Source organism: Halomonas sp. CSM-2 (genome assembly GCF_002119345.1).
Lineage (GTDB): Bacteria > Pseudomonadota > Gammaproteobacteria > Pseudomonadales > Halomonadaceae > Vreelandella > Vreelandella janggokensis.
The window spans coordinates 112,114-137,404 of the sequence record NZ_NBYR01000012.1 but is presented as its reverse complement, the minus strand read 5'-3'; the positions used below and the strand labels follow the sequence as shown (position 1 = coordinate 137,404).

The window sequence follows — 25,291 nt, the reverse complement described above, 5'->3', positions numbered from 1 at the left end:
GGCGCGATGTGTTCAATTACATCGAAATGTTTTATAACCCGAGACGGCGCCATGGCACGACCGACAACCTGTCGCCGGTCGAATATGAACGTCGCTATTTCCAGAGCCTGACGGGTGTCTAGAATACTCGGGGCGATTCATTTTTCTAAAATACTCAAGCCTAAGCATATACCAAGCCAGCTGACAGCCGGTGTTGACATGAACACTTAACCGTAACAATGGTAGAAGCGACTGAGCGTGACGTATGCTTGGACGAGAGACCCAGGCTGCCATAATCTATTAAATCACACTAAGCATGAGGAGAAAGCCAATGAAGCGGCATGAAAATATACTTGCGAGCTTAGGCGGTATGGAATTGGATGAGGCGATAGAACGCACACGCGATGCCCTCACGAATCATCTTCGTAAGCCTGCGGATTTGAGCGTGTTTGGTGACAGCAAAAAAATAGACCTGTCACTGCATGAGCGCTTTGAAATATTGGAACTATTGCGTGAAATGCTTGAGGCGCGTTTGGCGGTTTTGGAAATCGAGCCAGGAGAATGGCGCCACGATGAATCATATTTTAACAATAATGAATAAAATTAATAAAGGCATGATGCTTATGCATTTTTTAATAGATTTGCGCCATGATGGTAGGTAGATTTCTGACACCGCTAGCTGTAACTTTTCTAGAAACTGAATTGATGAAATGTGGCTAGCCACTCCTTCATAAGGCACATTGGCCTGATTTTTCCAAGTCTGGATGCTCGGTTATCGGGGAGAGGGTCACCAAGATAAGACTCTAAAGTGTAGCGCTACTCAATCAGGGGGTGACGTCGCTCACACTCTGCCAGTAATTCATCAGGATCGCTTTGGATGGCAGCCGCCACTCAGGCACCTCGCTCGGAGTCCGTTGGCGCTTCCTGGACGGCGGTCAGTACGTCACGCAGTTGAGCCAACAGCCTGTCCATGCGTTTCATGTGCTCTAGGTGATACTGGTTCAGGTTGGCTTCTGCCTTGGTCTTGATGTTGCGCATCTTGCTGACAAAGATGTCGACCGCATCGTTCATCGCGCGACGCAATTGGGCATGGACTAGCAGAACCATCAAGGCATAGCGTTTGGGGCTTTGCATCGCCTTGATGTTGGCCGCGCCCAGCGCTCGTGCTTCCAGTATGAAGTGGTGATACTTGGCGGCGGGAATGTGATTAACAGCGGGCAATCGATGACACCAGCCCTGAAGCCATTCCAGATGCTGGAGATACTTGTTCACTTCCGTGTTGGTTGGCTTTTTGGGATCCTGTTTCAACTTATGCCAACTGGTATGAGGTGAATCGTCCGGCAGTTGCAGCAATTGGTCAAATTCGTCTTTTTGATGCGCTGTCAAACCCGCATTGAGCATCCGAAAGTAACCGGTATTAACCGTGCTACGAGCCTGACGCGCGGACCACTGCAGCGTTGAAAACCCGGTAGCTCAAAACGCTGGCGCACCAGCTCTTCGATCACCACATTAATGATGTCCGCCAGGTCCTGCTTGGTGGTGGCCGCTTCACGCGCCAGTTCCCTTACAATTGCCTTGCCTTCAACGGTGAACGCCTTGATGTTCACCTGTTGACGAACCGTGTCCAACATCCGCTGACGGGCGCCGCCAATGCGGTCGTAGACCCCTTAGCTGGCTCGATGCGAAATGTGAAAGGTCGTCGCACGCCAGAATGTGCGTTGTAATGGCTTGGGGAACGGCTTTGAGGTGGACAAAGTAGCCCAGAAGCCGCATAGTTTTCAGGAGAATGAGCAGGGCGCCACGAGCAGCCGGAGTTCGACCGTGCTTTCCGGCAAAGGATCGTTCCTGGGCAGAGAGTGTATAAATTTCTGCCAATTCTTGATCCGTGACCACCGCCTTCAATCGCGGATAGGCGGTTTCATGGAGACGACTCATACGCAGTCCTTTGCTATGGGATTCCAGTGAGAGGCGTTAACTCACAGTAGGTTCGCTCTTGAGGGAGGCATTGCTTACTAGTAGGCAGCATTTCGTCAAGACTAAAGGAACCGCCCCTTATTTTGTGAACGCTACGGTCCCGATCGTCGCTCGCTACGTCCTAATAACGCCTCTGTCTGGGGCTGTTGGCCAAAAACTTCCCCGCCGTACTCTGCTGGTCACACTGGACATTCTGAGGGCCTGCGTGGTTGCTATTCCGCCCTTTTGTCACTGAGGTTTGGCAGGGGTCCCACTCTGGCTAGGATAGGTACTAACTTTTCGCCCAACCCCTTCATGTAATGAGGCAATTAAGGGGCACGAGATATTGCCCTCGTGAGCGCAGCACCGATCAACCATGTCGCTCAGCAAAGCCTCAATTTGCTGTAGCTTTTCGATCTTCCCACGTACGTCGTGCAACTTGCGCTCCGCGAGTGTGCTGGCTTCCAGGCAATGCGCCCCATCATCCAATTGAAGTAACTCGTGGATCTCATCGAGACTAAAGCCTAACTGCTGCGAGGTTTTCACAAAGCTCAACCTGCCGATATCGCTGGCACCGTAGCGCCGAATACCCCCGAGAGGACGCTGGGGCTCAGGTATTAACCCACGTCGCTGGTAGTAGCGGATGGTCTCAACTGAGACGTTCACAGCCTTAGCCAGCCCCCCGATGGTCAATGAGTTCATTTCATCCGACATTTGCCTTGACTCCGTAGTTGGCTACGGCTTTAAGCTTAATTTATCGGTCAAGGCAATGAAAGGTGCAAATGCAATGTCAGAGTTGAATTCAGAGTCAAAATCCGGTCGCGGGTCGTTAATCGCAGGCGGGGTTGCAGCGCTGCTCGCGTCGGCCTGCTGTCTGGGTCCCCTGGTCCTGATCGCCCTGGGTGTTTCCGGTGCCTGGATCGGCAACCTGGCCGCCCTGGAGCCCTACCGTCCGTGGTTCATTGCTGCTGCGCTGGTGGCGATGGTGTTTGCCTGGCGTCGGATATACCGGCCCGCGCAGGACTGCGAACCGGGCGACGTCTGTGCGGTACCGCAAGTGCGCACTGCTTATAAAGTCGTGTTCTGGATCGTTGCGTTGCTGATACTGACGGCGTTGGCGTTCCCTTTCGTCCTACCGCTGTTTTACTGAAACCTGATCCACCCTATTAACTGAGAGGCACTACACCATGAAAAAGTCCCTGATTGCTGCCGTACTGCTCACGTTGTTCAGCCTGCCTACCCTGGCGGCACAACAAACGGTGACCTTGTCCGTTCCAGGCATGACCTGTGCGGCCTGCCCGATTACGGTTAAAGCCGCCCTGAAGCGGGTCGACGGCGTGAGCGCTGTGGATGTCCGATATGAGGAACGGGATGCGACGGTGACCTTTGACGATGAGAAAACCTCCGTTAAGGCGCTGACTAAGGCCACCACCAACGCGGGTTATCCGTCCACCCTGAAACAAACCGGGACGACCAAGGAGTAACCATGAAAGATCCCAAGACACTGTTGAGAGCAAGTGCTATTGGCACTGTCGTGGTCGCGCTGTGCTGCTTCACGCCGATCCTGGTGGTTTTACTCGGGTCCGTTGGTCTGGCAGCGCTGACCGGCTACCTGGACTACGTGCTGTTGCCCGCGCTCGCCATTTTTATCGGCCTGACCTGCTACGCCGTATGGCGCAAAAAGAAATACGACGCCTGCTGCGATAGCCCATCTACCAAGGAGTCACATGAATGAGTAACGACAACCTGCATATTGCTGTGATTGGCAGTGGCGGCGCTGCCATGGCCGCCGCCCTGAAGTCAACGGAACGCGGAGCACGGGTCACCCTGATCGAGCGCGGCACCCTCGGTGGCACCTGCGTCAATATCGGCTGTGTGCCCTCGAAAATCATGATCCGGGCTGCAAACGTGGCTCACATGCGCCGCACCAGTCCGTTCGACGAGGGTATCGAGGCAAGCGAGCCGTCCATTGACCGGCCCCGGTTGCTGGCCCAGCAACAGGCCCGGGTCGATGAGCTTCGTCGCGACAAGTATGAGGGCATTCTCGAAGACAATTCGGCGATTACGGTCGTTCGGGGTGAGGCCCGTTTTACCGACGCCAATACGTTGACAGTGACGGGAGCCGACGGCACGGAACGCGAGGTACGCTTTGACAGAGCGTTCATTGGTACCGGTGCGCGGCCTACCATCCCCCCGGTTCCGGGTCTGTCCGATACGCCGTACTGGACGTCCACCACGGCACTGGCCAGCGACACCATTCCGGACCGACTGGTTGTCATCGGGGCGTCTGTCGTGGCAGTGGAATTGGCACAGGCGTTTGCCCGGCTGGGCAGCGAGGTGACCATCCTGGCGCGTAGCCGGCTGTTTTCCCGTGAGGACCCGGCTGTTGGCGAGGCCATTGAAACCGCGTTCAAAACCGAGGGTATCAAGGTTCTGAATGACACCCAGGCGAGCCAGATCAGCTATACCAATGAGGAGTTCGTTCTCGCTACGAACGCGGGGGAACTGCGGGCCGATCGGCTGCTGGTGGCCGTGGGACGCACACCGAACACAGACAGGCTGAATCTGGAAGCAGTCGGTGTCGAAACGGATCGCGGGTCCATTGTCGTCGATGAGCAACTCCAGACCCGGGTGCCGGGCATTTACGCTTCCGGCGACTGTACCAATCAGCCCCAGTTTGTCTATGTGGCGGCCGCAGGTGGTAGCCGGGCCGCGATCAATATGACCGACGGCGATGCCCGCCTGGATCTCAGTGCCATGCCGGAGGTGGTCTTTACCGAGCCGCAGATTGCGACCGTCGGCTTATCCGAAGCTGACGCCGAGGCAAGAGGCTACGTCACCGACAGCCGCACCCTGACCCTCGACAACGTGCCAAGGGCCCTGGTCAACTTTGATACCGGAGGCTTCATTAAAATGGTCGCGGAACGGGAAAGTGGACGGCTACTGGGTGTGCGGTCGGTCGCGGGTGAGGCCGGCGAACTGATTCAGACTGCGGTGATGGCGCTACGCGCCCGCATGACCGTCAACGAGATTGCCGATGAGCTGTTCCCGTACCTGACAATGGTTGAGGGTCTGAAGCTGTGCGCTCAAACCTTTACCAAGGATGTCAAACAACTATCCTGCTGCGCGGGATAAGGCAAGGCCCATGAATGATGTGCGTGAAATCGTGAATCGGCTGGGCCTGACCGGAGAAGCGGAGGCCACGCTTCATGTGGCGCTATTGCGTGAGCTGGTCCAGGGTCGTCCGGTCACTCTTGAGCGGCTTGCAGCGTCGCTCAACTGGACGACGGACCAGGTGGTGCAGGTGCTGGAACAGCTGCCTTGCGGAACCGTCGAGTATGACGGTCAGGGACGGCTGGTCGGCTCCGGCATCACCCTGCGTGAAACGCCGCATGCGTTTGTGGTAAATGATCAGCCGCTCTACACCTGGTGTGCACTCGACGCCTTGATGTTTCCAGCTGTCATTGGCGAACCCGCACAGGTTCGGTCGCACTGTCCCCGCACCCACAAACCGGTCACCTTGACGGTCACGCCACAGGAGGTACTTTCACTTCAGCCAGAGGACGCGGTCCTCTCGCTGGTGTCCGTGGCCACGGAGGGCGACATTCGCAGTGCCTTCTGTTGCGATGTCCACTTTCTTGCTTCTCGATCTGCCGGGGAGGCGTGGTCCGGGGACAAACCGCACGCAAGCATTGTGACTGTTCAGGAAGGTTTCGAACTGGGTCAGACCATTGCACGGCAATTGCTCGACAAAGCGGAGAGTGACTGACATGACGGTGAATACCCTAATAGCAGAACCTGACGTTGAACGCGGGCCGGAAACACGAAGCCAGGGCTATGTCATTTCCGAGGCGGCCCGCCGCTGTGGCCTGTCGGTGCCTCAGATTCGCTCGTACCTGGATATGCGACTGGTGCAGGCCTGCGGAAGAACCTCGGGGGGCTTTCGCTTGTTTGATGACCGCTGTCTGGAGCGGCTGAAGTTCATTGGGGCTTGTCGTGAGGAAGGCCTGGGGCTTCCGGAGATCGCCGAGTTTGTTCATTCGATCGACAACGGGGATGAGCAGCAGTGCCGCACAGCAAAGCGGCAAATACAGGATACGATTGCCGTTAAGAGGGCGGCGCTGAATCGCTGTACCCAAGTGCTGACAAAGGCAGAGCGTGGAACCGGGAGATCTGAGAGTGGCTGTCCAGGGATTCGGTAACGGTGCCCTGGTGGCTATCAAAGCCGTTATGCCAGCTCTTTTACCAGAGGAGTATCACCCGGCAGGAGTGCGCTACTGGCAAAATGCCAGGAGACTAAATGCTTGATCTTCCGACCTGGGGAATGGCCGCCGCGTTTGCCGGTGTCTTCCCTTTCCAGCTAAAGTTAGGCCAATACGCGTCCTATGCACAATTTGTTTTTTACTCCGGCCTTGTGTTGATGGTTGTCTCTTCTGTCTAGAACATGATGCGCTAGGTAAAGCGTCAATGCGATGTACCTCACTAAGGAAGCGCTGTTCCGGTGAACTCTAGTGCTGACGAAGGCCGATTCTGGAGCCGGGGTAAGTGATTCAGACCGGCCATAAGTCAACGCCGACACCGGGCGGTGAGAAAAGACACGGCCGTCTACACCTTACTTTCCCTATCTAGATATAGTCGCTACCGCCTGGGGCAACCTAAACGCATCCATCAGGCCAGTTTATCAGTGCGCATGGATGATGGCTCGCTGCGCGTCTTTCCCGCCTGGCGCCGACGATACCCGTGGCCCCACCAAGGGTGGCATTCGCTTCCACCCCGATGTCACCGAAGATGAGGTCGCGACACTGAGTTTCTGGATGACGTTGAAGTGCGCCGCGGTCGACCTGCCATTTGGTGGTACCAAAGGGGGTATCTGTGTCGATCCGAAGACCCTTTCTCGTATGGAACTGGAGCGATTGTCACGCAGCTATATCCGTGCCTTTCACGATGTGATTGGTCCCGAACGCGATATCCCGGCCCCCGACGTTAACACTAACGCCATTATCATGGGCTGGATGGTGGATGAATACGCCCAGATCGAACGCCGGCACACGCCTGGTGTCATTACCGGTAAACCCCTGGGACTGAGAGGCTCCATCGGCCGTGAGGAAGCCACTGGTGCAGGCGCGTTGCAGGTGTTGGACCTGTGGGTAAAACGGCAGCACCAGGAGCCGGGAAATCTGACAGTGGCTATCCAGGGATTCGGTAACGCTGGCCAGCATTTTGCGCGCCTGGCGCACGATGCCGGTTACAACATTGTCGCGTTGTCCGACTCCCGGGGAGCAATCTACAGTGAAGAGGGATTGAACCCTGGGCCCATCCTGCGTCACAAGAACCGTACCCGTGAACTCAAGGGCATGGTCTATTGCGACGATTCCGTGTGTGACGCCGCGCAGATGTAGTCCCTTAGTGGCGATGAGTTGCTGAAGCTGGACGTCGATATTCTGGTGTTGGCCGCGCTGGAAAACCAGATAACGGATGCCAACGCTGACCGGGTGCGGACCAGGGCGATCGTGGAGATCGTGAATGGACCCATCAGCACCGGCGGTGACCGCGTCCTGCAGGATCGTAATATCCCCGTGATTCCTGACATCATCGCCAATGCCGGCGGCGTTATCGTCAGCCACTTGGAATGGGTTCAGAGCCGGATGGGCGATTACTGGTCAGGCGAAGCCGTGGAAAAGCAACTCAGACAGCGTCTTGAGCGTGAAGCGAATGCCTGTTTCAACCTGGCGGAGGAGAAAGCCATACCCTTGCGCACAGCCGCCTATATCCAGGGTGTCGGGCGGATTGTAGATGCCATGGCGCAACAGGGCACCCAGGGCTATTTCAATGGTCGTCACGGGTAAAGTGCACAACAACTGTCGCGATGATTTCTTGATTGCTGGTGTGCCCACTGCATGCGTGAACTGAATTCGCCCGATGCTATAACCGAACTCGTCGATGCCTTCTATGCGAAAGTCTTGGCTGACGACGTACTGGCGCCGGTGTTCCAGGACATCGATCTGCCCCGCCACAAACCAAAGATTTACACCTACTGGCGGAAGATGTTGTTCGACGAGCATGACGCGTACCGACGTAATATGATCGCCCTGCACCAGACACTCCATAGCCGGCACCCCTTTTTCAAAGATGGTTAGCGCTGTTTCTGGACACCGTGGAAGAGCGCTTCAGCGGAACAACCGCGGATCGGGCTAGGCGCCTCGCGCCGATGATCACCACCAACCTGCAAAAAACCCTGCTGAGAACCTGACTATTAGTATTTTTGGGTATCCTGATGTTGATTGTCTGGAGTATCTGGTTGATTTCGAGGGTTGGTAGACAAACGCTGAAAATCCGCCACTTGCCATCCAACCCTAATTTTCACAAAGCTTGGGCCGAAGTCGATGTTTGCGAGCTCGTTGGCAGCAGAGGTGAGCCGGTTCGCAGCTAATCTGGGCCCAACCGGGTGCCCGTTCTCACCCAATGTGGTCCCACTACTCTGGATAATTGCGGGCCCGACAGATTAGCTTTGTGAGCCACTACCGACACCTTCCAGCGTGCTGAGAGCTGCCGGGTAGCGTAGTCAGCCGCGACCACGCTAACCATTAGCCGGTGTCCCAGATCAACCTGGCGACTTTGGTCAGTAGAGTGCTTGCGGCGTTGTCCGTAAATTGCTGCCCTTCCTCGATGTAGCCCCGCACCGTTCCGTCATGCTTCCAGCCGCCTTGGCGCTTGATCTGCGCAAAGCCGACCTACTCCCACGCGGCTGCGGTGGACAGACCGCGCCGGAAGCTGTGACTGCTCAGGGTCGGCATGAAGCCCAGGCCGCAGATTTCCCCGAGCGCCTTCAGGATGTGATTCACCGACCCGCCTGAAAGGGCTTGGGGTTGCAACCGATCCCAGCGATCGACGGCGCGGAAGACAGGCCCTTCGTGAATATCGGCATGCTGTAGCCAGTTTTCGAGGACACTGACCGGGCAGACCAGCCCGTTGCCCCGAGGCAGGGCCCGCTTCAGGCCTTTGCCGTGAGGGTCTGTTTTGGAGCGTGGCAAATTCACCACCTGTCATTCCGGCTCCCACGACAAGTGCATCACCTCAATCGTCACCAATTCACTGCGGCGAAACGCCCCAAAAAAAACCGACCTGCAGCAGGGCCCAGTCGCGATGCTTCTTGAGCGAGTCAGGCTGCTGCTGGAGCGTTTGCAGGAAGGCCGCAATGTGTTCGAGGCGCAGCGCCCGGGCTTGCCGTTTCGGCCGGCCATGGGCGCACGAATCCCTTCCAGTGTTTTGCGCACGCCAGGGTCCCGAGCGGGATCACGCAATCCCTGAGTCTGGTGCCAGCGCCCCAGGGCTGTCAGATAGACATCCAGCGTGCGAGGATTAAGCCCGGTTGCCTGGTCGGACAGATAGGCCGCCAGGGTCGCTGGCTGTGTCGGGAGACGTCCGCCCCAGCGCTCAAAGCTTCGAATGGTCGCACGGTAGGTCCGGTGCGTGTTGTCGGTGGTGGCCATGTGGAGGTTAGCCGAATCGGCTAACACGGTCTTTTCCGCATTACGTAATGGAGACCTGGCGGTGGGATTTGGATCCATGTTCGCTCCAATTCGAGTCGTGCTTTCAAAGGCCGTGGGTGTACCGTCGTTACAGGGGCAGAATAGAACAGGCCACACTCTAACGCACGTTAATGGGCTTTAACGTGCGTTATGTATCTAAATCAACTTTTTAATAATCTCATAAATAACGTAATATTACATATGACGTTATATGATAAAAATGGGTATCCGGATTAAGTGGTTGACGTTCTCTTCTGATCCACCAAAACCTTATTCTTCCCAGAAGGTTGATAGATCGACGCCGTAGTTCTTCTCGACCGGGGGTAAGCTCTTGCTGTAGGTCATCGTGGCCCTGCCCAGGAATGGGGATTCCTTGATCTGCGGTGGCTTCTTTTTGTGCTTGGTTGTGTAGAGCATCCGAGCGCGCATCACCTCGAACGAATAGCCCCGGCCATCGCGGTTCTTGTCCTTGGCCAGTCGGTTGATCGACTCCGTGAAGGCGTTGGTGATCGGGATGTCGGTCTCGAAGTAGGTCAGCATCTCCTCGCGCCAGTTGCTGACAGCCTTGACGAGATCCTTCCAGACCTCCTTCTGCCCCCGCGGGATGTCGTCAATCCATTGAGCCAGCGCCTTCTCGGCATCACGCCGGTTGGTGCAGTCCCAGATGTGGAAGAACCGCTCCTTGTGCTCGTGTGCCGCCAGGAGCTGAGGGAAGGCCCCGGTCCATGTCTCCATGATGAGCCGTTCGCGGTCTGAGATGTCGTGAGCGCGCTTCAGCAGGATCTTCCGGTCACCCTTGAGGGTTCGGCGCTGATTGGGCGTCAGCTCCTTCCTGAGGCCCTTACGGATGCTGTCCATGGCTTCGTTGGCCATGCGCACGACGTGGAACTTATCGACCACGATACGGGCCTGTGGCAGCACCGCCTGGACCGCCGCCCGGTAGGGCTTCCACATGTCCATGCTGACAATCTCCACCTTGTGGCGGTCGGTCATGTTCATGAGGCGCCTGGTCACCGCATCCTGTTGGCGACCAGGTAGCAGGTCCAGCAGGGTGCGCTCCTCCAGGTTGGTCAGGATGCAGCGATAACGGCGGTTCAGGTACAGCTCGTCGATGCCCAGGCAGCGCGGCGCCTCGAAGCGGTGCCAGGCCGCCAGGAACTTGGCCTTCTTCTTGAAGATCTCGCGGACGGTCTTCTCGTCGAGGCCCGTGGTATCGGCCACGTAGGCGTAGGGGTGGTTGAAGGCTTCCTTCTCGACATGAGTGTGAAGCCGGCGAGTCATGCGGTAACCGTCCACGATCTCGGGCAGGCGAGGCCGGAAGGTCTTGTCGCAGGCGCGGCAGATATAGCGGCGGCGGATCACCCACAGGGTGACCCGCTTATCGTGCATCGGCAGGTCGCGGTAGGCGCTCTGCTTCTTGCCGAACCGGACGAACTCGCCCTCAACTCCGCACTCCTCGCAGGCGACGGGGGCGGGAGCTTCTAGCTGGAAGTGGAAGTCGTGCTCCTCTTCCTTGGAGTCCAGGAGGTGGTACTCCGGTAGGTGAAGGATGTTGTTGGGTAGGCTGGTCACGCAGCCCTCGCCTATAAAGCTGAATTTATTCGCGAGGAGCTGATGCCAGCCTCACTTTTTTAATGATCAGACCGTAACTACAATCTTTCCGATCTGCTGATTAGCTTCCAGAAACTTATGGGCTTCCTGAATGTCGTCTAGCGAAAAGGTTTTTGCTATGAGTGGTCGGAGCCCTCCAGATTCCAAACCCTCCAGAATAAATGCTCTGGCTCGCGCGAGAGCTTCAAGATCAGAAACGATTTCTGCGTAAAGGTAGCCCTTGAGAGTCAGGCTCTTCCCCAGAACGGTAAACAGTGGGAACGGGGTTGGCTCTGTGCTTAGTGCGCCATACTGCAGAAGAATTCCACCTCGGGCCATGCTCTGTGTGAGTGGCTCGAAAGATGGGCCTCCAACAGGATCGAACACTACGCGGGCACCTTGACCGTTAGTCAACGCCATGACTCGCTCGACGATATCTTCTTCATCGCTAACGATGACGTGAGCGGCTCCAGCATCCAGAAGTGCCTGCTTCTTTGCACGGGTACGCGTAATCGCTATTGGCGTAGCGCCAACCATGCGAGCCATCTGGAAGGCAGCCAAGCCGACACTACTGGAAGCGGCAGTGACTAGAACAAAGTCGCCTTCCTGTAGTTTCGCTTGCTCAATAAGGGCGCCCCAAGCCGTAACGTACTGCATCCAAGATGCAGCGGCCTCTTCAAAGGACAGGTTCGCTGGGTTCTTGACTACAAGGTGAGCCGGTACATTGGCCAATTCTCCGTATGTACCCCAACGGGCAATATCCAGTGGGGGAATCAAGGCGACGGAATCTCCCACCTTGATATCCGTCACCTCGCTACCAACAGCCGTTACAAGGCCTGCGGCCTCGTAGCCAAGGCGGCTGGGAAAGTCGGCCTCTTGCAGGTAAGCATGATTACGAAACATCACTTCGGCGCGGTTCAAGCCAATGGCTTTAACACCAATTTGTATCTCGTCTTCTGCCGGTGCATGTACGTCCAAGTCCTCCAGCTTCAGGGCGCTTGCGTCACCGTATTCATGGATTCTTACAATTCGTGCCATTGAGGTTACCCCTTTCGTCGTTAAGGCCAGGCAAGAGGGTACATTGGGCAGTGTGATGAGAGTTTTTCTCATATATTCGACGCTGGTTCCGTACGCTCTCATGGTGTAAACGACAATTTAGAGGTTGCCAGGCAATGGATAAAGGCCTAAGTTGGCTCAAAATTAGAAACATAGGTTTTATAATGGATCGCTTGTCTCAGATGGCGATGTTCGTGAAAGCGGTGGAGCTGGGATCTTTCAGTGCCGCTGCTGACGACCTCAACATGTCCCCCCAACTGGTTGGCAAACAGGTAAAAATGCTTGAGCAGCATCTGGGCATCTCTCTGCTGAATCGAACGACACGTCGGCAGAGCCTCACTGATTTCGGTCGGACATTTTACCAACGCACAAAGATGATCCTGGCAGATGTGCACGCAGCGGAGAGCTTAGCTGCTGAGGCCCGTGGTGTACCCAGCGGTCGCTTGCGCATCAACGCCCCCGTCACCTTTGGCATGCATGCCCTGTCCCCACGCCTTCTTGAGTACATGTTCAAGTACCCCCAGGTGTCACTTGACCTGACACTATCGAACGAACTGGTCGATGTGGTTGATGACGGTTACGATGCCGTATTTCGGATCGGTGTGCTGCAAGACAGTGGCCTCAAGGCAATTCCGCTCGTGCCCTATCAGCTGGTTTTGTGTGCCGCTCCGTCCTATCTGGAGCGGAGGCCACCTATCAAAACCCCATGGGATCTCCAGCAACATGAATGCCTCGGCTTTGCCTATTCCGATGGACGTTCGAGCTGGAGTTTTGAAGGCCCTGAAGGACGAATAGATGTACCAATTACAAGCAGATTGACGATTAATCAGGGTGATCCGCTACTCGCGGCCGCCATAGCCGGACTAGGCGTAATTCTGCAGCCACTAGAATTGGTCAGGGATGCACTGCGAAATGGGACTCTTGTGAGACTACTTAGTCAATATGCTGTACCTGCGTCACCTTTGCATATTTTATACACTCCAGACCGCCGGATGACTCCTAAACTACGCAGCTTCCTGGATTTCTCTGTAGCGACATTTGGAAATAGAAGTAAATGATACTGATCTGCATTAATTTTCCTTGGGCTGGCCGGCGTTAATCCAACTTTCAGAATCCCGATCTGGTCGGCAGCAGCCTTTAAAGGCGCTGTATCCGGGCCAGGAAAAAAGTAGGACTTTACTGCCAGCTTCCCTTGTAAGGACTGAGCCAGTCAATCTTCTAATAGGGATACAAAAAGATCCTGACAACTAGTTAACCCAGAACGTGGCGGGGCCAGCGCTGCAAATGGGAAATATCAACCAATTGATCCGGATACCCGTTTTTAACCGATACTTTCGCCACTACAACCAGAGCTGGAAAAACAACCGCATCAGAACTTGGCAACAATAATCAAGCCATACAAATGAACGGACCCACCTCAAACACCAATGGTCTATTCCGCCAATACTTACCGAAGAGCACTGATTTTTCGGTGTACAACCCAGAAAAGCTTGATGCCATTGCTGACTCATTTTAAACATCCAGCCGAGAGAGACACTCAATGCACGAACTGTTTTAGATAACATCCTTGTGGAAGCGGTTCCTGGCAATAAAACCTTATACGTGGTGAATTTGCCTTTTTAGATTGACGACCAATATTACGCGCTGAGGGTCACATCAATTTCCGATAGTGATTGGCAAAACACCGGGGAGACCAGGGTAAAAAAATTAACCTCATTTAATAGTTCCCTGAATCCGTGAGACCGGCCCCCGGAAGCACTTCTAACCCACTGACCTGCATGGCAATATAGCCATTATCGCCATTCACCCAGACAGTGCCATGCCCAACATAAAGTTCCGCGCCAGTTGCCGCACCCTCACCAGCCACGCCGGGCTGTCCATCATCGGGCAATGCTTCGAGATCGCTGGCGTCGACAGCATCGACAGCCGCTTCCCCACCACGCTGGGCATGCGCACCAGTGACGTGATCAAGAGCTACCTGGGCCTGCTGTGTCTGGGCATGAGCGACTATGACGCTGTCGAGAACTTCCGCCGCGACAAGCCCTTCCAACAACTGCTGACCCTGCAGAAGGTGCCGAGCGCGGCGACGCTGCGACAGCGGCTGGAAAAACTTGCCGCCAACGACCTGCAGGCGCGCACCGCCACCTGGTCCACGACCCTGCTGTCACTGATCGAAGCACCGATCACCGCCGAGACGACGCACGTCTGCCTGGACATCGACACCTTCGTCATGGACAACAGCAACTCGAAGAAGGAAGGCGTCTCGCGGACCTACCAGAAGGTCGATGGCTACACCCCGATCGCCGCCTATCTGGGCAACGAAGGGTGGTGCCTGGGTCTGGAACTGCGGCCTGGCAAGCAGCACACCATGAAGGAGAGCAACGCCTTCCTGGAGCGGGTACTGCCTCGCGCCCAATGCYTGACCAAGCAACCGATCCTGTTACGCGAGGACAGCGGCTTCGACAGCCAGGCGCACCTGGCGCTTCTCGAACAGCAACGCCAGGTCTTTGCCGACGAGGGGCGCCGGCTCGACTATGTCGTCAAATGGAACCCGCGYGGCTCGGCCACGGCTGATCGAGATACCTGGCTGGCGGTGGCGGCGGACTACTGGGAAGAGCTGCGTCCTGGCAAGCGCCAGGCGCTGTGGACGCAGACCGTCTCGATCCACGACGACAACAAGACCGAATACGTCGTCCAACGCGTGATGCGCCTGGTAGAGCGCACCGCCGATSGCGATGGCCAGTTGCTGCTCGAACCGGACTATGAGTTGGAAGGCTGGTGGACCAGCCTGGACGAGGCGCCGGAGGCGGTGATCAARCGCTACCAGGCGCATGCCACCCATGAGCAGTTTCACAGCGAGATCAAGACCGATCTCGACCTGGAGCGCTTGCCGTCCGGCAAGTTCGCCACCAACGATCTGATCCTGCATCTCGCCCAGTTGGCCTACAACATCCTGCGCCTGATGGGACAGCTGGGCATGACCGGCGAGCTGAGCCCGGTTCGCCACCCGGCCAAGCGGCGCCGGCTGCGCACCGTGCTACAAGAGYTGGTGCACCGTGCGGCTCTCGTGATTCACAAGGCACGGCAGATCATCCTCGACTTCGGGCAGGATATCGGGCGCATGACGGTGCTCAAGACGCTGCGGAGCCGACTGCGTTATCCACGAGGAACGCCATGCTGACCGTCAATCGGCGACACTCTATCCACAAGCAGTTCCAAGCGACACGCGATCGCCAGATATGTCGTGCCTGGCGGGTGGAAAGGCATGACAAAACGGGCCGTCAGCACCGATCAGCACGGTGGGTTTTGGCAATAACGGGCTTGCGAAAGCCAACTTGCACGGGGCGAATGATCAAAAAGTGCTCGCTGGCGGTGATAGGGAAAGTGTCGGCGCCGGCTTCACGGATTCAGGATTACATTTACCATATTATTTTTAATAGTGAATATTCTGTGTTTAAGTGATTTTTTTAATGGAAGTTTATTTAGTCCATCGCCTAATAATTTTTTGCAAGATTCATGTGCTAATAGCACTGAGCTGGTGAGTTGATCGTGAACGCTAAAATCCATATTAGGGTCTTGTGAGCTGATAAAACTTCTCTCCACACGTAGTAGCCGTCCAGTGTTTAAATAAATTGTATTTAGTTTTGTCAAAAAATCTTTGTGCTGATCTTCTTTTAATGGTGTTAAAGGAGTCCCCATTATATCTAGCCTCAAGAATGAAAGTTGCAACTCATCAATTTTTTCTTCTAGTTTAACAATCAAGGCCTTCTGCTCTTCTACCTTTTCTATAAGCTCTTCCGTTCCTCTTGAAAGGGATCCCGACTTAGGTATTATGTAGTTAGAAATAATGTAGATTCTATCTAGAGTTTCTATGGTTTCGCCTATTGTTTTTGCGTAGCTTTCTATTTCTCTAAATCGAAACTCCCTGGATTTAATTATTTGCCATTGAGTAAAGCCAATTATAGCTATTAGTGATGTTATTACTGATGCTAAAGTTGATATTTTTGAAAGCATTATTGATACCATGTCAGTAGTTTTTTAGAATATACACCTATATTGCTGGTTGAGAGGGACAATCTCAATGACTAAGTGCAACACGTGACCGATTATTGCCATGACGCATTGTTACCACCATCGTTCTGCTGAATACCGAGCTGACATCATGCTGATTCAGGTTCACCGCACTCGATTCGTGCTATCACGCTTCAGTTTGGACGTGCCCTCGAGCAACATTTCTTTAAAAAACTTGCTCGCCACACGGTCAGTACTGGCAAGATGACGCCAGTCTCGCTTGATACCGAGGCCGACAGACCCGCGTCGGCCTAGCCGTTGTCAGAAGCTGGCCCTGGATGGTGAGCTTTTCGAACTAGTGGTCTATCATCCGCGCTAGTACTGGTCACCAGAGCAAAAAGCTCACACACTAAAGCATATGTTTCCTAATAACACTGAACGCCACGTCTCACACGAAGCCATCTAAAATGCGCGTTTACCTCATGCTATGCGGCTCGCTCAACAAAGAGCTGATTACCTGTTTGCGCTAGGGTAAAGGTAAACGACGCCCCCATAGCCGTGAAAAGGATAGGCGACAACAGATCCCTGACCTGGTCAGCATCCATCTATAGCCTTCTAAGATAGAAGTCCGCCTGACGCGCGGCTATTGGAATTGCGATCCCATCATTGGTACCAACAACCGCTTTGCTGTAAGTAAGTTGACAGAGCGAACCACCGTCTGGTGATCCTGGCGACAGTGGATGGCACTACGGTCACAGCAGCGGCAGTCGCCTTCAGCGACAAGCTGAATGAGGGCGGCTCTCCCTGCGTCTGTCCATGAGGGCAAAGAGATGTGGTTAAGCATGCCGAGATAAATCAGAAAACGGGGATATTGATCTACTTTGCCGACACATATAGCCCATGGCAGCGGGGATTCATAAGAATACTAACGGACTATTGAGACAGTACCTGCCGAAGGGCACGGACCTGTCGGTCTACAGTCAGTAAGAACTCGACGAGACCGCCGACGCATTCAATTTAAGGCTGTGCAAGACACTGGACTGGCGCACGCCGCTGGAAGTCTACGCCGAGGTGCTCAAGAAATCCGTCGCCGGACCGAGCACTCTTCAATAGTGTTGCACTTGGAACTTGAGGCCGCCTTCTAAGCCAAGATCAAAAGGTTTGGCTAATCTTATCAAGCGCGCGAACGACTTGGCGAACGACCTGGAGCTCGAAATCCTCCCTATCCTCTTCGTCATGGGTCGCTTTGTTTAGATGTTGCCAAGCTAAGTGGCTTTCAGGGATATGCAAGATTTCCTCGATCCCTTCGTGTCTCCTAGCCCATGTATCACTATTCAGTTTACCCTGCTCACGACCACGCCGAATGCTCTTTTCAATTTTCAATGTGAGATTTCTTAGTTCAGGTCTGCTCGTGGGAGAGCGGAGATCCAGCGAGAGTTGTCCGAGCTCCTGAGATTTGTTCGCTAGAGCTTTCCAAAGTCTAATCGTTAAATTTTCCAGCGATTGACGACAAGAAGCCAAACATTGCCTGTGATCTCCATCATCGAGCCGTTCTCGCGCACGCACGAGGTAATGTCGATCACTTCCACCCTGAACAATAGGCTGGTGGTCACCAGCATGATGACTGAGGACATAAAGCCTAGAGGTATTAGAGCCCAGTTGGTTATGAATATCTTTTATAAACTCATTGCTATGGCTTGTTAATAATATCTGCTTGGCCTGAAAACGAGGGTCACAAAATATTGTCGATCGAATGCCAGCCCGATGATCGTGGTCAATCGCATTCACGGCGTCGTCGAATACCATAAGTGGAAGCCCAAGCTTTATATTTTTTGCCAGTAGAATAGCCAACCCGAGACAACGCAGGTGGCCTTCACTCAATACCAGCAGGGCATTGTGCATTTTATCGGGCGAACCGCGAAAAGAAACTTGAATGCGCTCCCCTCCACGAAGAGGTAGGGTCAATTCATCGAGCTTATCGCTATCTTGATCGTCATCATTGATCTGATTGTAAAGATCACGTGTCGTCTCATTCAATTCCGCTAGCAAGCCTTCTGGAAGTTGGTCTCTATAAAGTCGAATACTATCCAGATAGTCGGAATAAGCGGCTTGTATCCGCAGCTCTAACTTATGCTGCTCTTCCTCTTGCTCTACCTCTTTAATCAATGCTGCGTTAGCTTCGTCGAATGTGTCGATTAACGCCTGTTCTTCAGCTATTTGTTCTTGGTACTGTGCTCGCCTTCCATCCAGCGCAGTTACTTCTTCCTTGGCCTTTTCCAACCGTTCGCGTTCAGCGACGAGCTCCTGTTGCTGGTCCAATCGCTCCTGAATCTCATCATCTCGCCTTTCCATTTTTCGAATGGCTCGCAACAATTCACGCCAAACAGCGGCGTCAATCTCCACTTCCCATATTGGGGTATGCTCACCACTTCGGACCCAGTGGATCACATTATTAAGGGCTGGCGTATTCAGCGCATGGTGGTTATCAGCGGTAGTCAGAGCCTGTTTAGCCTGTAAAGATAGCCTGTTACGCTCTGCAAGAAGCCCCTCTTTTTCTCTTTCGAGGGTTGCCAAATCTTTTAACAATTCACGTCCGTAAAACGCCCGCTCAAAAGGGTTAGTTTCGGATCTATCTAAAGGAGTATCGCAAGCCGGACACTTGTCATTCGACTCTTCCTCCAGAGCCAAAACAGCATTGTACAAGTCGCGGTATGACAACTCTTCCGCTCGATGTTCAAGCTGCTTAGCACAGTTGGCAAGAGCTCCCGTTTCCGCGTGAAGTGAACGGCGCAACTGAATTAGCTCGGAACAGGTTATCCTAGACTTAGCGGGAACTTGCTCCTCTAGAAGCTTCGTTACCTCTTGCAACCTTCCCGGATGCTCTGCAATACCCAGTATCTTACTTAGCTGTTCAAAGGAATACCCAGCCTGGAAATTATTCGCGATTTTTTCCCGCTCTTCGTCAAAATTGTTCAAGGTCTCATCTTTTTTGTCGACCTTCTTGCGGGCTTCTCCAAGTGCAGCTCTCTGGCTATCAATAAGCTGCCTTTTAGGCTTATCGAGGAGTAGCTGGCTATCCAAGGTATTGGTAAAGTTGTTGACGAAATCATTGAAACTTTCAAGCCCGAACAATGTGGCTATCATCGCGCTCGCTTGGGCGGGTGACCGTGCGGCCAAGCGTGCAAACCCTTCAATGCGGTTCTTCTCGATAATCGCGAAGCGTAATAGTTCCTCGTTCGCATGCACCAGTTGGCCACCTTCAGACCACAACTTGGGTGAGGAGTATTCCGCTTCATGGATGTTGGAAAAGTAATCTTCTAATGAGCCGATTCGTTTTGCAGATGCCTCTTCTACATCACCCAAGAGAGCAAACTCTATGGCTTCGCAAAGGCTTGTTTTTCCGCTCCCATTTGGCCCATAAAACAGCACCACGGATTTGTTCAGGTCGAATTGCTCTTCCCAGCGAAATCCTCGGAATGGACCAACGGTGAGTTTTTCGAGACGAGTCCAAGGTAGCTCCCTATCTGCCCCTTGTTGCTCAACATGCTCAATTTGATCATCAGTCAGCGCTAGATTCTGACGTAGAAGTGGTGCCAAAAGTTTCGCACGCTGCCCCCCAGCACTAACTGTTCGAACTAATCCATCAAGGCTACCTTCTACTAATTTTGCTATCCGCTTAACGTCAGACCCAGCATCTGAACTTCGTAGCCACTGCATGTATCTACTGTATTCTATGTTTACGGCCCCCATAATATTCTCAGCGCTCCCTCTTTCTTCTGATAAAAGCTCTTGGTGTCTGTTCTAAACGAACTTTAAAACATGCACTTACTCGCCATCTATGCAGGTATTATACTAATTAGGGCGTCAGGCAAGCTTTGGCATAATTACCCAGGACGGAAGATTAAACAATTTCCCTTCGATCATTGCACATTACTTGATACCGGACATTATGAATTCCACGTCATTTTGACTGTTTCGAAGATTTTATCATTTATGCGTTGTTTGTTTGATAATCGCAGAACTGCATTTTTGACAAGCTCCTGAGATGCGTTCGGAAAATGACTGCCTAACGCCTACGTAAGCAGTACAAGGGATATCAGTTCGCCTATCAAGCTGCTCTATGTCGTTTGCTTCTCCGATTGATTAAAACTATTAATTATATATTTATTACTTTTTTGCTTAGTAGGCGCGACTCAACTACTGTTCTTTAAGTAGAAAAAGAAAACAAATTCTAGTCAGTTAATCCCAACAGGAGATTCACTATGAGCTTAAGACTTGGCGATACCGCACCCGATTTCACGATTGACACTACCGCTGGTCGAATCAGTTTTCATGATTGGGCAGGAGACTCTTGGGTCTTTTTCTTCAGTCATCCCGCTGATTTCACACCGGTGTGCACCACGGAAATGGGACGTACTGCCCAGCTTGCAAAAGAATTCGAAGTACGCAATGTGAAGCCCTTGGGTCTGTCGACAGATACGGTTGAGGAACATGTAAAGTGGATTGAAGACGTTAATGATACTCAGAACTGCGACTTACAGTTTCCAATTGTTGCCGACGCAGACCACAAGTTGGCCGAGCTGTACGAAATGATCCATGCAGGTGAAAGCGAGACGGCCGCTGTGCGAAGCGTCTTTATTATCGACCCGAAGAGAAAGATTCGGTTGACCATGACCTACCCGATGGCTGTGGGCCGGAACTTTGATGAAATTCTTAGGGTGATCGACGCACTGCAATGTGCTGACACTAACAATTGTGCCCTGCCAGCTGACTGGCGCAAAGGTAGCGACGTGATTATTCCGCCTTCTATCTCCAACGAGGAAGCCAAGGCGCTGTTCCCGAATGGTTGGAATGAGATCCGACCTTACCTTCGCACCACCAAACTATGATCCAAGCTATGTGCGAAAGTTGATTATTAGCCAGCTCCTGAGGCTGGAGCGTTACTAACAAGGCGCATTATTTCAACCTGACGTACCCGATACTGATGAATGTAGCAGTTACGACCACAGAGTCTGTGGGACTAAGGTTCACTGAAAAGCCACAGCCCCGGTATGCTAAAAGTGGTAGTAACTTGGCCTAGAACGACCGGTTCTGGGCCAATGATATCTTCCCATAGGCATCACTTTAGGCCAGTCGCCAGCGCAGATCACGCCGCAGCTTGCGGGCCAGCGAGTGGCTGACACTCTGCAGATCATGTGGTCTTCAAGCGCTGTGATGGTGCCGCTGCGTCGCGCAGCAACAAGGAGCCACTATCACCAATGGTGTGCAATCGACACGGATGGAGTCGTAGCAGAGGGAAAACAAGAAGATACGCTTTCACCCATAACGGGTGGTTTTTGGAATCGTGTTATTTCATTAACCAACTGGTTTTTAATAAAATTTCCAGCTGCTATCTTTTTTCAGCACGCCTCATGAATAGTGTGGATTAACATTAGAGGAAGTATATCGTGGATGTTACAGCAAGCTTACAGGGATTGATCGGCGGTATTATGATCGGTCTTTCAGCGACCTGGCTGATGGCCACTCTAGGCCGTATAGCTGGTATCAGCGGCATTATCGGAACTCTCATCACGACCCGACCTAAGGGGGATAGCGCTTGGCGCTTGGCCTTCGTTCTAGGATTAGTGAGCGGCCCCGCGGTCGCGCTTTTCATTGGCGGACTTGGCAATGTGGTGGGTGCCCCAGGCGAGGTCATCGGTCAGCCGAGTGGGGGTGTGCCGCTCATGTTGGTCGCTGGCTTACTAGTGGGCTTGGGAACAGGTCTGGGGAGCGGCTGCACTAGCGGCCATGGTGTCTGCGGCCTTGCTCGGTTGTCGATGCGCTCCCTAGTCGCCACCATTACCTTTTTACTTGCGGCGATTATTACCGTCTTCGTGGTTCGACATGTCATGGGAGGTACTGTATGAAAACGTTGATGGGGTACATCGCGGGCTTGATTTTTGGTCTTGGCCTGACCATTTCCGGCATGACGGATCCGGCACGGGTGCTAGGTTTCCTGGACATCGCTGGTGCCTGGGATCCAACCCTGATATTCGTACTAGGTGGAGCAGTCGCCACTAATTTCATTGGTTATCGACTGGTGCTGCGTCGCTTACACCCAATCTTTGGTGAGCGTTTCCAGTTGCCCACTCGACAGGATCTGGATAGTCGCCTGATCGTCGGTGCCTCACTGTTTGGGATCGGGTGGGGACTTTCTGGCTACTGTCCGGGCCCAGCTTTCACCTCCATCGTTGGGCTTTCCGCACCGCTGTTCGCTATGCTTGTGACCATGGTGCTGGGTTGGTTCTTGGCACGGGCGATCACCACCCGAGCTACATAGCGTTTGGGTTGGTGTCACTCAATACGCCACTAGTGCAGACAAAGCTTCATTTTCAGTTAATCCTCGTAGTCCATTCTATCCAGCATCGAATGAGGAGTGCTGGAAATGCAAGCGATAAACAGGCCGATACAAGCGGCCGATTGCTTTAGGCTAGTGCAATGGGTGTTATTGCTGGGCTTGCTGAGCGTTGCCACAGCAGCCACCGCACAATCTTTTTTTAGTCAGCAGGATAATGTTCTTCCCCCCGAGCAAGCCTTCAAGCCAACACTTCGTCATGATGGCGATTCGCTGGAGATTGATTGGCAAATCGAGCCCGACTACTACCTTTACCGCCATCGTTTTTCTGCTGAAGCTGAAGGACGTGAGCTATCGCTGAATATCCCTGATGGCGAAACCATTGAAGACGAGTATTTTGGGCGCTCTGAGGTCTATCGTCATTCGGTGAGTATGACCACTCAGCCTGACGACGCTGAAACGATCACGCTTCGCTGGCAGGGCTGCGCCGATGCGGGCCTTTGCTATCCACCTCAGGAAAAGACTTTTGATTTAGCGACGGCTGGCCAGGACGTATCCAAAACGGACGAGCCATCGGAAGCCACGAACAAATCCCCACCTGAATCAATCCCCACTTCAGGTCCAGAAAATACGATGGCTGAAGACCAGCAACTGGCGGCACAACTGGCCGGAAGTAATTGGGTCTGGACGCTGGCGGCATTTTTTGGAATGGGATTATTACTGACATTCACGCCCTGTGTGTTGCCGATGATACCGATCCTGTCGAGCCTGATTGTAGGTCAGCGAGAAGTGGGAGAGAGCCCCCGAGTGGCAGGCTTTGTGATGTCTACTGCCTTCGTCCTGCCCATGGCGATCACCTATGCATTGCTCGGCGTAGCCGCTGCCATGGCTGGTGCCAATCTACAGATGCTATTTCAGAACGTCTGGTTTATCGGCCTATTTTCGCTTCTGTTTATCGTTCTCGCCTTGGCCATGTTTGGCCTGTTCGAGTTAGAGCTACCGAGAGCGCTTCGCCAACGCCTTGATGCAAGTATGTCGCATCAACGCGGTGGGCGCTTGAAAGGCGTTGCCACTATGGGCGTGCTCTCTGCTCTATTAGTGGGCCCCTGCATGACCGCGCCGCTAGCGGGAGCGCTACTGTTCATTGCCGATAGTGGCAACCCCTGGTTGGGCGGTGCCGCACTGTTGTTGCTTGGACTCGGGATGGGTCTACCCCTCATTCTGATCGGCACCGTGGGTAGCCAGCTGCTACCTAAGCCAGGTGCCTGGATGGTCCGCATCAGGGCGCTTTTCGGCTTTGTATTACTGGGGATGGCAATTTGGTTTGTGGCGCGCGTCCTACCTGATGCCATCGTTCTCGGCCTTTGGGGTGCCCTCGCACTTAGCTTTGCGATAGCTCTCACGGCGCTTGCTCGTCACCACGACCATAGTGGCTTCACTCCTCAAGTCCTCACCGCCAGTGCGGCGATTATCGCCCTATGGAGCGCGCTAATGTTAATCGGCGCTGCCGGCGGTGGCTCTGATCCCTGGCGACCGCTAGCGGTTTTTACCTCCACAAATGGAGGCTCAAATCCAGCTGACTCGACACCACATACTGAACAACCGATTACCTTTGATGATGTCGACGACTTGGCCACGCTTAATGCCCGTATTGACCAGACCATGGATAGTGGCCAGATGACGCTCGTCGAATTTACGGCTGACTGGTGCATCTCCTGCGAGGTGATCGAACAGGAAGTTTTCGCTGACTCAAGCGTCCAAGCCAAACTGGAGGATGTGCAACGGTTGAGTATCGATGTGACCGATTACGACGCGTCTGATAAGGAAATAATGGAACACTTCGGAGTAGTGGGACCGCCGACGCTCATGTGGTTTGGCCCTGACGGGCAGGAGCGTCGTAGCGCACGGATTATCGGCGAGCTCGACGCCGACGCCTTCCTCGATCGCTTTGAACAAGCCAAAAAGGCCCGTCCCAATGCGAATGGGGGGAGCTCATGAACCCTCTGGATCGGAGCCTCGCCATTGGTCCGTTAGGCGTGAGTGTGGGGCTGCTTTTATTGGTGTTCTCAATCGTCATCGCACTGATGGTCGGTAGCTGGCTGGGACACCGCCGACAGGTCAGCGTCGGCGATAGCGTCTTCAATGCGTTGCTCCTGGGCGTGCTCGGGGCGCGACTCGTTTTCGTCGTCCAATATGTGGAAAGCTACGACACGTTCTGGTCTTGGTTCGACATACGCGATCGCGGATTCGAGCCGGTAGCTGGCCTTGTCGTCGCCTCAATTTATCTTGTCTGGCGGCTATGGCACCAACCTCTTGAGCGTATACCTCTCGGAATTGCCGTCGTGTCTGGAGCACTGGCCTGGTCGCTGACGGCGGTAGCACTGGCAGTCATGTCACCTCAAGGCGCTAGCATTCCCCCTACGCCGTTAACCACGCTTGAACACAACCAAATAACGCTACCCGCTGTGCAAAGCGAAGCTGATCGCCCCATGGTAGTCAATCTTTGGGCCAGCTGGTGCCCGCCGTGCCGCCGCGAAATGCCCATGTTTGAGCAGGCACAACAAGAGAGGGACGATGTGACGTTCGTTTTCGTTAATCAGGGCGAGAACCTCGGCACCGTTAACGCCTTTTTACAACAAGAGTCACTCGCGCTCGATAATGTTTACCTTGATCGAAGCAATGCGTTTGGCCATGACGTGGGCGCTATGGCCATGCCCACAACGCTTTACTACAACGCCGATGGCACGCTTGTCGACACCCATTTTGGTGAGCTGTCTCGCGCCACGCTTGACCGCAGTCTTGAACGCTTCAGCCCCTAACTGACTCACTACGGAGATAA

The 25,291-nt window shown here is 53.9% G+C and carries 27 protein-coding genes and 2 pseudogenes; 19 read left to right on the top strand and 10 right to left on the bottom strand.

All coding sequences use genetic code 11. The features are described from left to right. Positions 1–122, top strand: a 122-nt coding sequence (locus B7L15_RS12170) for an IS3 family transposase (RefSeq protein ID WP_139839372.1), incomplete at its 5' end; no start/stop codon positions are given. Between the two features lie 188 nt (positions 123–310). Beyond that, positions 311–580 carry a hypothetical protein gene (locus B7L15_RS12165; RefSeq protein WP_085919228.1) on the top strand — a complete coding sequence of 90 codons (270 nt, stop codon included), beginning with the start codon at positions 311–313 and terminating at the stop codon, positions 578–580. A gap of 290 nt (positions 581–870) precedes the next feature. On the opposite strand, the gene B7L15_RS19685 is transcribed toward B7L15_RS12165, so the two are convergent. The 4 genes from B7L15_RS19685 to merR form a co-directional block, all read right to left on the bottom strand. After that, entirely contained in the window at positions 871–1,380 is a 510-nt protein-coding gene (locus B7L15_RS19685; protein WP_217808028.1) for a hypothetical protein, read from the bottom strand. Continuing rightward, positions 1,362–1,610, bottom strand: a complete 249-nt coding sequence (locus tag B7L15_RS19680) for a DUF4158 domain-containing protein (protein ID WP_254902933.1) — start codon at positions 1,608–1,610, stop codon at positions 1,362–1,364. The genes B7L15_RS19685 and B7L15_RS19680 overlap by 19 nt, the downstream gene beginning before the upstream one ends. After that, positions 1,561–1,914 carry a DUF4158 domain-containing protein gene (locus tag B7L15_RS20005; RefSeq protein ID WP_217808026.1) on the bottom strand — a complete coding sequence of 118 codons (354 nt, stop codon included), beginning with the start codon at positions 1,912–1,914 and terminating at the stop codon, positions 1,561–1,563. The genes B7L15_RS19680 and B7L15_RS20005 overlap by 50 nt, the downstream gene beginning before the upstream one ends. Before the next feature lie 267 nt (positions 1,915–2,181). Then, the gene (gene merR, locus B7L15_RS12155; protein WP_085919227.1) at positions 2,182–2,646 is read right to left on the bottom strand and encodes an Hg(II)-responsive transcriptional regulator; all 465 of its coding nucleotides are present in this window, start codon (positions 2,644–2,646) and stop codon (positions 2,182–2,184) included. Positions 2,647–2,719: 73 nt separating this feature from the next. Here merR and merT point away from each other — a divergent pair, with 73 nt between their 5' ends. The 9 genes and pseudogenes from merT (at position 2,720) to B7L15_RS12115 (ending at position 8,069) form a co-directional block, all read left to right on the top strand. Then, positions 2,720–3,082 carry a mercuric ion transporter MerT gene (merT, locus tag B7L15_RS12150; protein WP_085919226.1) on the top strand — a complete coding sequence of 121 codons (363 nt, stop codon included), beginning with the start codon at positions 2,720–2,722 and terminating at the stop codon, positions 3,080–3,082. Positions 3,083–3,119: 37 nt separating this feature from the next. After that, positions 3,120–3,416: a mercury resistance system periplasmic binding protein MerP gene (merP, locus tag B7L15_RS12145; protein ID WP_085919225.1), complete on the top strand. Its 297-nt coding sequence runs from the start codon at positions 3,120–3,122 to the stop codon at positions 3,414–3,416. A gap of 2 nt (positions 3,417–3,418) precedes the next feature. Beyond that, positions 3,419–3,667, top strand: coding sequence for a mercury resistance system transport protein MerF (merF, locus tag B7L15_RS12140; RefSeq protein WP_085919224.1), 249 nt, complete (start codon positions 3,419–3,421; stop codon positions 3,665–3,667). Next, positions 3,664–5,067 (top strand): mercury(II) reductase, encoded by a 1,404-nt coding sequence (gene merA / locus B7L15_RS12135; RefSeq protein ID WP_085919223.1) that lies wholly within the window; start codon positions 3,664–3,666, stop codon positions 5,065–5,067. The genes merF and merA overlap by 4 nt, the downstream gene beginning before the upstream one ends. 10 nt (positions 5,068–5,077) lie before the next feature. Then, a complete protein-coding gene (merB, locus tag B7L15_RS12130) occupies positions 5,078–5,701 on the top strand; it encodes an organomercurial lyase MerB (RefSeq protein WP_085919222.1) in 624 nt (207 codons plus the stop codon). A 1-nt stretch (position 5,702) separates the two neighbouring features. Next, entirely contained in the window at positions 5,703–6,134 is a 432-nt protein-coding gene (locus B7L15_RS12125; RefSeq protein ID WP_085919221.1) for a MerR family transcriptional regulator, read from the top strand. A gap of 98 nt (positions 6,135–6,232) precedes the next feature. Continuing rightward, complete coding sequence (locus tag B7L15_RS19575) at positions 6,233–6,373, top strand: hypothetical protein (protein ID WP_176243681.1); 141 nt, start codon at positions 6,233–6,235, stop codon at positions 6,371–6,373. Between the two features lie 253 nt (positions 6,374–6,626). After that, positions 6,627–7,778, top strand: a pseudogene (locus B7L15_RS12120) (Glu/Leu/Phe/Val family dehydrogenase). Between the two features lie 51 nt (positions 7,779–7,829). Beyond that, positions 7,830–8,069: a group III truncated hemoglobin gene (locus B7L15_RS12115; RefSeq protein ID WP_254902932.1), complete on the top strand. Its 240-nt coding sequence runs from the start codon at positions 7,830–7,832 to the stop codon at positions 8,067–8,069. A gap of 594 nt (positions 8,070–8,663) precedes the next feature. Here the strand turns inward: B7L15_RS12115 and B7L15_RS19840 are convergent. From B7L15_RS19840 to B7L15_RS12100, 4 genes are all read right to left on the bottom strand, one after another. Next, positions 8,664–8,963: a hypothetical protein gene (locus tag B7L15_RS19840; protein ID WP_254902931.1), complete on the bottom strand. Its 300-nt coding sequence runs from the start codon at positions 8,961–8,963 to the stop codon at positions 8,664–8,666. Positions 8,964–8,975: 12 nt separating this feature from the next. Next, positions 8,976–9,500 (bottom strand): hypothetical protein, encoded by a 525-nt coding sequence (locus B7L15_RS19835; RefSeq protein ID WP_254902930.1) that lies wholly within the window; start codon positions 9,498–9,500, stop codon positions 8,976–8,978. 231 nt (positions 9,501–9,731) lie between these two features. Then, entirely contained in the window at positions 9,732–11,033 is a 1,302-nt protein-coding gene (locus tag B7L15_RS12105) for an ISL3 family transposase (RefSeq protein ID WP_085919220.1), read from the bottom strand. A 66-nt stretch (positions 11,034–11,099) separates the two neighbouring features. Next, positions 11,100–12,089, bottom strand: a complete 990-nt coding sequence (locus B7L15_RS12100) for a zinc-dependent alcohol dehydrogenase family protein (RefSeq protein WP_085919219.1) — start codon at positions 12,087–12,089, stop codon at positions 11,100–11,102. A 182-nt stretch (positions 12,090–12,271) separates the two neighbouring features. Between B7L15_RS12100 and B7L15_RS12095 the strand changes: the two genes are divergently transcribed. From B7L15_RS12095 to B7L15_RS12090, 3 genes and pseudogenes are all read left to right on the top strand, one after another. Then, positions 12,272–13,165 (top strand): LysR family transcriptional regulator, encoded by an 894-nt coding sequence (locus tag B7L15_RS12095; RefSeq protein ID WP_085919235.1) that lies wholly within the window; start codon positions 12,272–12,274, stop codon positions 13,163–13,165. A 350-nt stretch (positions 13,166–13,515) separates the two neighbouring features. Then, positions 13,516–13,730, top strand: a pseudogene (locus tag B7L15_RS19830) (IS30 family transposase); the annotation flags it as partial. 196 nt (positions 13,731–13,926) lie between these two features. Continuing rightward, a complete protein-coding gene (locus B7L15_RS12090; RefSeq protein WP_085919218.1) occupies positions 13,927–15,288 on the top strand; it encodes an IS1380 family transposase in 1,362 nt (453 codons plus the stop codon). A gap of 218 nt (positions 15,289–15,506) precedes the next feature. Here B7L15_RS12090 and B7L15_RS12085 read toward each other — a convergent pair whose 3' ends face one another. Beyond that, positions 15,507–16,121 carry a hypothetical protein gene (locus tag B7L15_RS12085; protein WP_085919217.1) on the bottom strand — a complete coding sequence of 205 codons (615 nt, stop codon included), beginning with the start codon at positions 16,119–16,121 and terminating at the stop codon, positions 15,507–15,509. Between the two features lie 1,149 nt (positions 16,122–17,270). Continuing rightward, positions 17,271–19,835, bottom strand: a complete 2,565-nt coding sequence (locus tag B7L15_RS12075; protein WP_139839371.1) for an AAA family ATPase — start codon at positions 19,833–19,835, stop codon at positions 17,271–17,273. Positions 19,836–20,380: 545 nt separating this feature from the next. On the opposite strand from B7L15_RS12075, the gene B7L15_RS12070 reads away from it, so the two are divergent. From B7L15_RS12070 to B7L15_RS12050, 5 genes are all read left to right on the top strand, one after another. Next, on the top strand, positions 20,381–21,007 hold the full coding sequence (locus tag B7L15_RS12070) for a peroxiredoxin (protein WP_085919215.1): 627 nt from the start codon (positions 20,381–20,383) through the stop codon (positions 21,005–21,007). A gap of 558 nt (positions 21,008–21,565) precedes the next feature. After that, positions 21,566–22,024 carry a YeeE/YedE family protein gene (locus B7L15_RS12065; RefSeq protein ID WP_085919214.1) on the top strand — a complete coding sequence of 153 codons (459 nt, stop codon included), beginning with the start codon at positions 21,566–21,568 and terminating at the stop codon, positions 22,022–22,024. Continuing rightward, complete coding sequence (locus tag B7L15_RS12060) at positions 22,021–22,437, top strand: DUF6691 family protein (RefSeq protein ID WP_085919213.1); 417 nt, start codon at positions 22,021–22,023, stop codon at positions 22,435–22,437. The genes B7L15_RS12065 and B7L15_RS12060 overlap by 4 nt, the downstream gene beginning before the upstream one ends. Before the next feature lie 105 nt (positions 22,438–22,542). Continuing rightward, entirely contained in the window at positions 22,543–24,450 is a 1,908-nt protein-coding gene (gene dsbD / locus B7L15_RS12055) for a protein-disulfide reductase DsbD (protein ID WP_085919212.1), read from the top strand. Then, positions 24,447–25,271: a TlpA family protein disulfide reductase gene (locus B7L15_RS12050; RefSeq protein ID WP_085919211.1), complete on the top strand. Its 825-nt coding sequence runs from the start codon at positions 24,447–24,449 to the stop codon at positions 25,269–25,271. Before dsbD ends, B7L15_RS12050 begins: the two co-directional genes overlap by 4 nt. The last annotated feature ends 20 nt before the right edge of the window (positions 25,272–25,291 follow it).

What these genes read in the sequence shown, in the direction of transcription:
- B7L15_RS12165 (WP_085919228.1), top strand. Translation starts at nt 311, where the DNA reads ATGAAGCGGCATGAAAATATACTTGCGAGCTTAGGCGGTATGGAATTG.
- B7L15_RS19685 (WP_217808028.1), bottom strand. Translation starts at nt 1,380, where the DNA reads ATGCTCAATGCGGGTTTGACAGCGCATCAAAAAGACGAATTTGACCAA.
- B7L15_RS19680 (WP_254902933.1), bottom strand. Translation starts at nt 1,610, where the DNA reads ATGTTGGACACGGTTCGTCAACAGGTGAACATCAAGGCGTTCACCGTT.
- B7L15_RS20005 (WP_217808026.1), bottom strand. Translation starts at nt 1,914, where the DNA reads ATGAGTCGTCTCCATGAAACCGCCTATCCGCGATTGAAGGCGGTGGTC.
- merR (WP_085919227.1), bottom strand. Translation starts at nt 2,646, where the DNA reads ATGTCGGATGAAATGAACTCATTGACCATCGGGGGGCTGGCTAAGGCT.
- merT (WP_085919226.1), top strand. Translation starts at nt 2,720, where the DNA reads ATGTCAGAGTTGAATTCAGAGTCAAAATCCGGTCGCGGGTCGTTAATC.
- merP (WP_085919225.1), top strand. Translation starts at nt 3,120, where the DNA reads ATGAAAAAGTCCCTGATTGCTGCCGTACTGCTCACGTTGTTCAGCCTG.
- merF (WP_085919224.1), top strand. Translation starts at nt 3,419, where the DNA reads ATGAAAGATCCCAAGACACTGTTGAGAGCAAGTGCTATTGGCACTGTC.
- merA (WP_085919223.1), top strand. Translation starts at nt 3,664, where the DNA reads ATGAGTAACGACAACCTGCATATTGCTGTGATTGGCAGTGGCGGCGCT.
- merB (WP_085919222.1), top strand. Translation starts at nt 5,078, where the DNA reads ATGAATGATGTGCGTGAAATCGTGAATCGGCTGGGCCTGACCGGAGAA.
- B7L15_RS12125 (WP_085919221.1), top strand. Translation starts at nt 5,703, where the DNA reads ATGACGGTGAATACCCTAATAGCAGAACCTGACGTTGAACGCGGGCCG.
- B7L15_RS19575 (WP_176243681.1), top strand. Translation starts at nt 6,233, where the DNA reads ATGCTTGATCTTCCGACCTGGGGAATGGCCGCCGCGTTTGCCGGTGTC.
- B7L15_RS12115 (WP_254902932.1), top strand. Translation starts at nt 7,830, where the DNA reads ATGCGTGAACTGAATTCGCCCGATGCTATAACCGAACTCGTCGATGCC.
- B7L15_RS19835 (WP_254902930.1), bottom strand. Translation starts at nt 9,500, where the DNA reads ATGGATCCAAATCCCACCGCCAGGTCTCCATTACGTAATGCGGAAAAG.
- B7L15_RS12100 (WP_085919219.1), bottom strand. Translation starts at nt 12,089, where the DNA reads ATGGCACGAATTGTAAGAATCCATGAATACGGTGACGCAAGCGCCCTG.
- B7L15_RS12095 (WP_085919235.1), top strand. Translation starts at nt 12,272, where the DNA reads ATGGATCGCTTGTCTCAGATGGCGATGTTCGTGAAAGCGGTGGAGCTG.
- B7L15_RS12085 (WP_085919217.1), bottom strand. Translation starts at nt 16,121, where the DNA reads ATGCTTTCAAAAATATCAACTTTAGCATCAGTAATAACATCACTAATA.
- B7L15_RS12075 (WP_139839371.1), bottom strand. Translation starts at nt 19,835, where the DNA reads ATGCAGTGGCTACGAAGTTCAGATGCTGGGTCTGACGTTAAGCGGATA.
- B7L15_RS12070 (WP_085919215.1), top strand. Translation starts at nt 20,381, where the DNA reads ATGAGCTTAAGACTTGGCGATACCGCACCCGATTTCACGATTGACACT.
- B7L15_RS12060 (WP_085919213.1), top strand. Translation starts at nt 22,021, where the DNA reads ATGAAAACGTTGATGGGGTACATCGCGGGCTTGATTTTTGGTCTTGGC.
- dsbD (WP_085919212.1), top strand. Translation starts at nt 22,543, where the DNA reads ATGCAAGCGATAAACAGGCCGATACAAGCGGCCGATTGCTTTAGGCTA.
- B7L15_RS12050 (WP_085919211.1), top strand. Translation starts at nt 24,447, where the DNA reads ATGAACCCTCTGGATCGGAGCCTCGCCATTGGTCCGTTAGGCGTGAGT.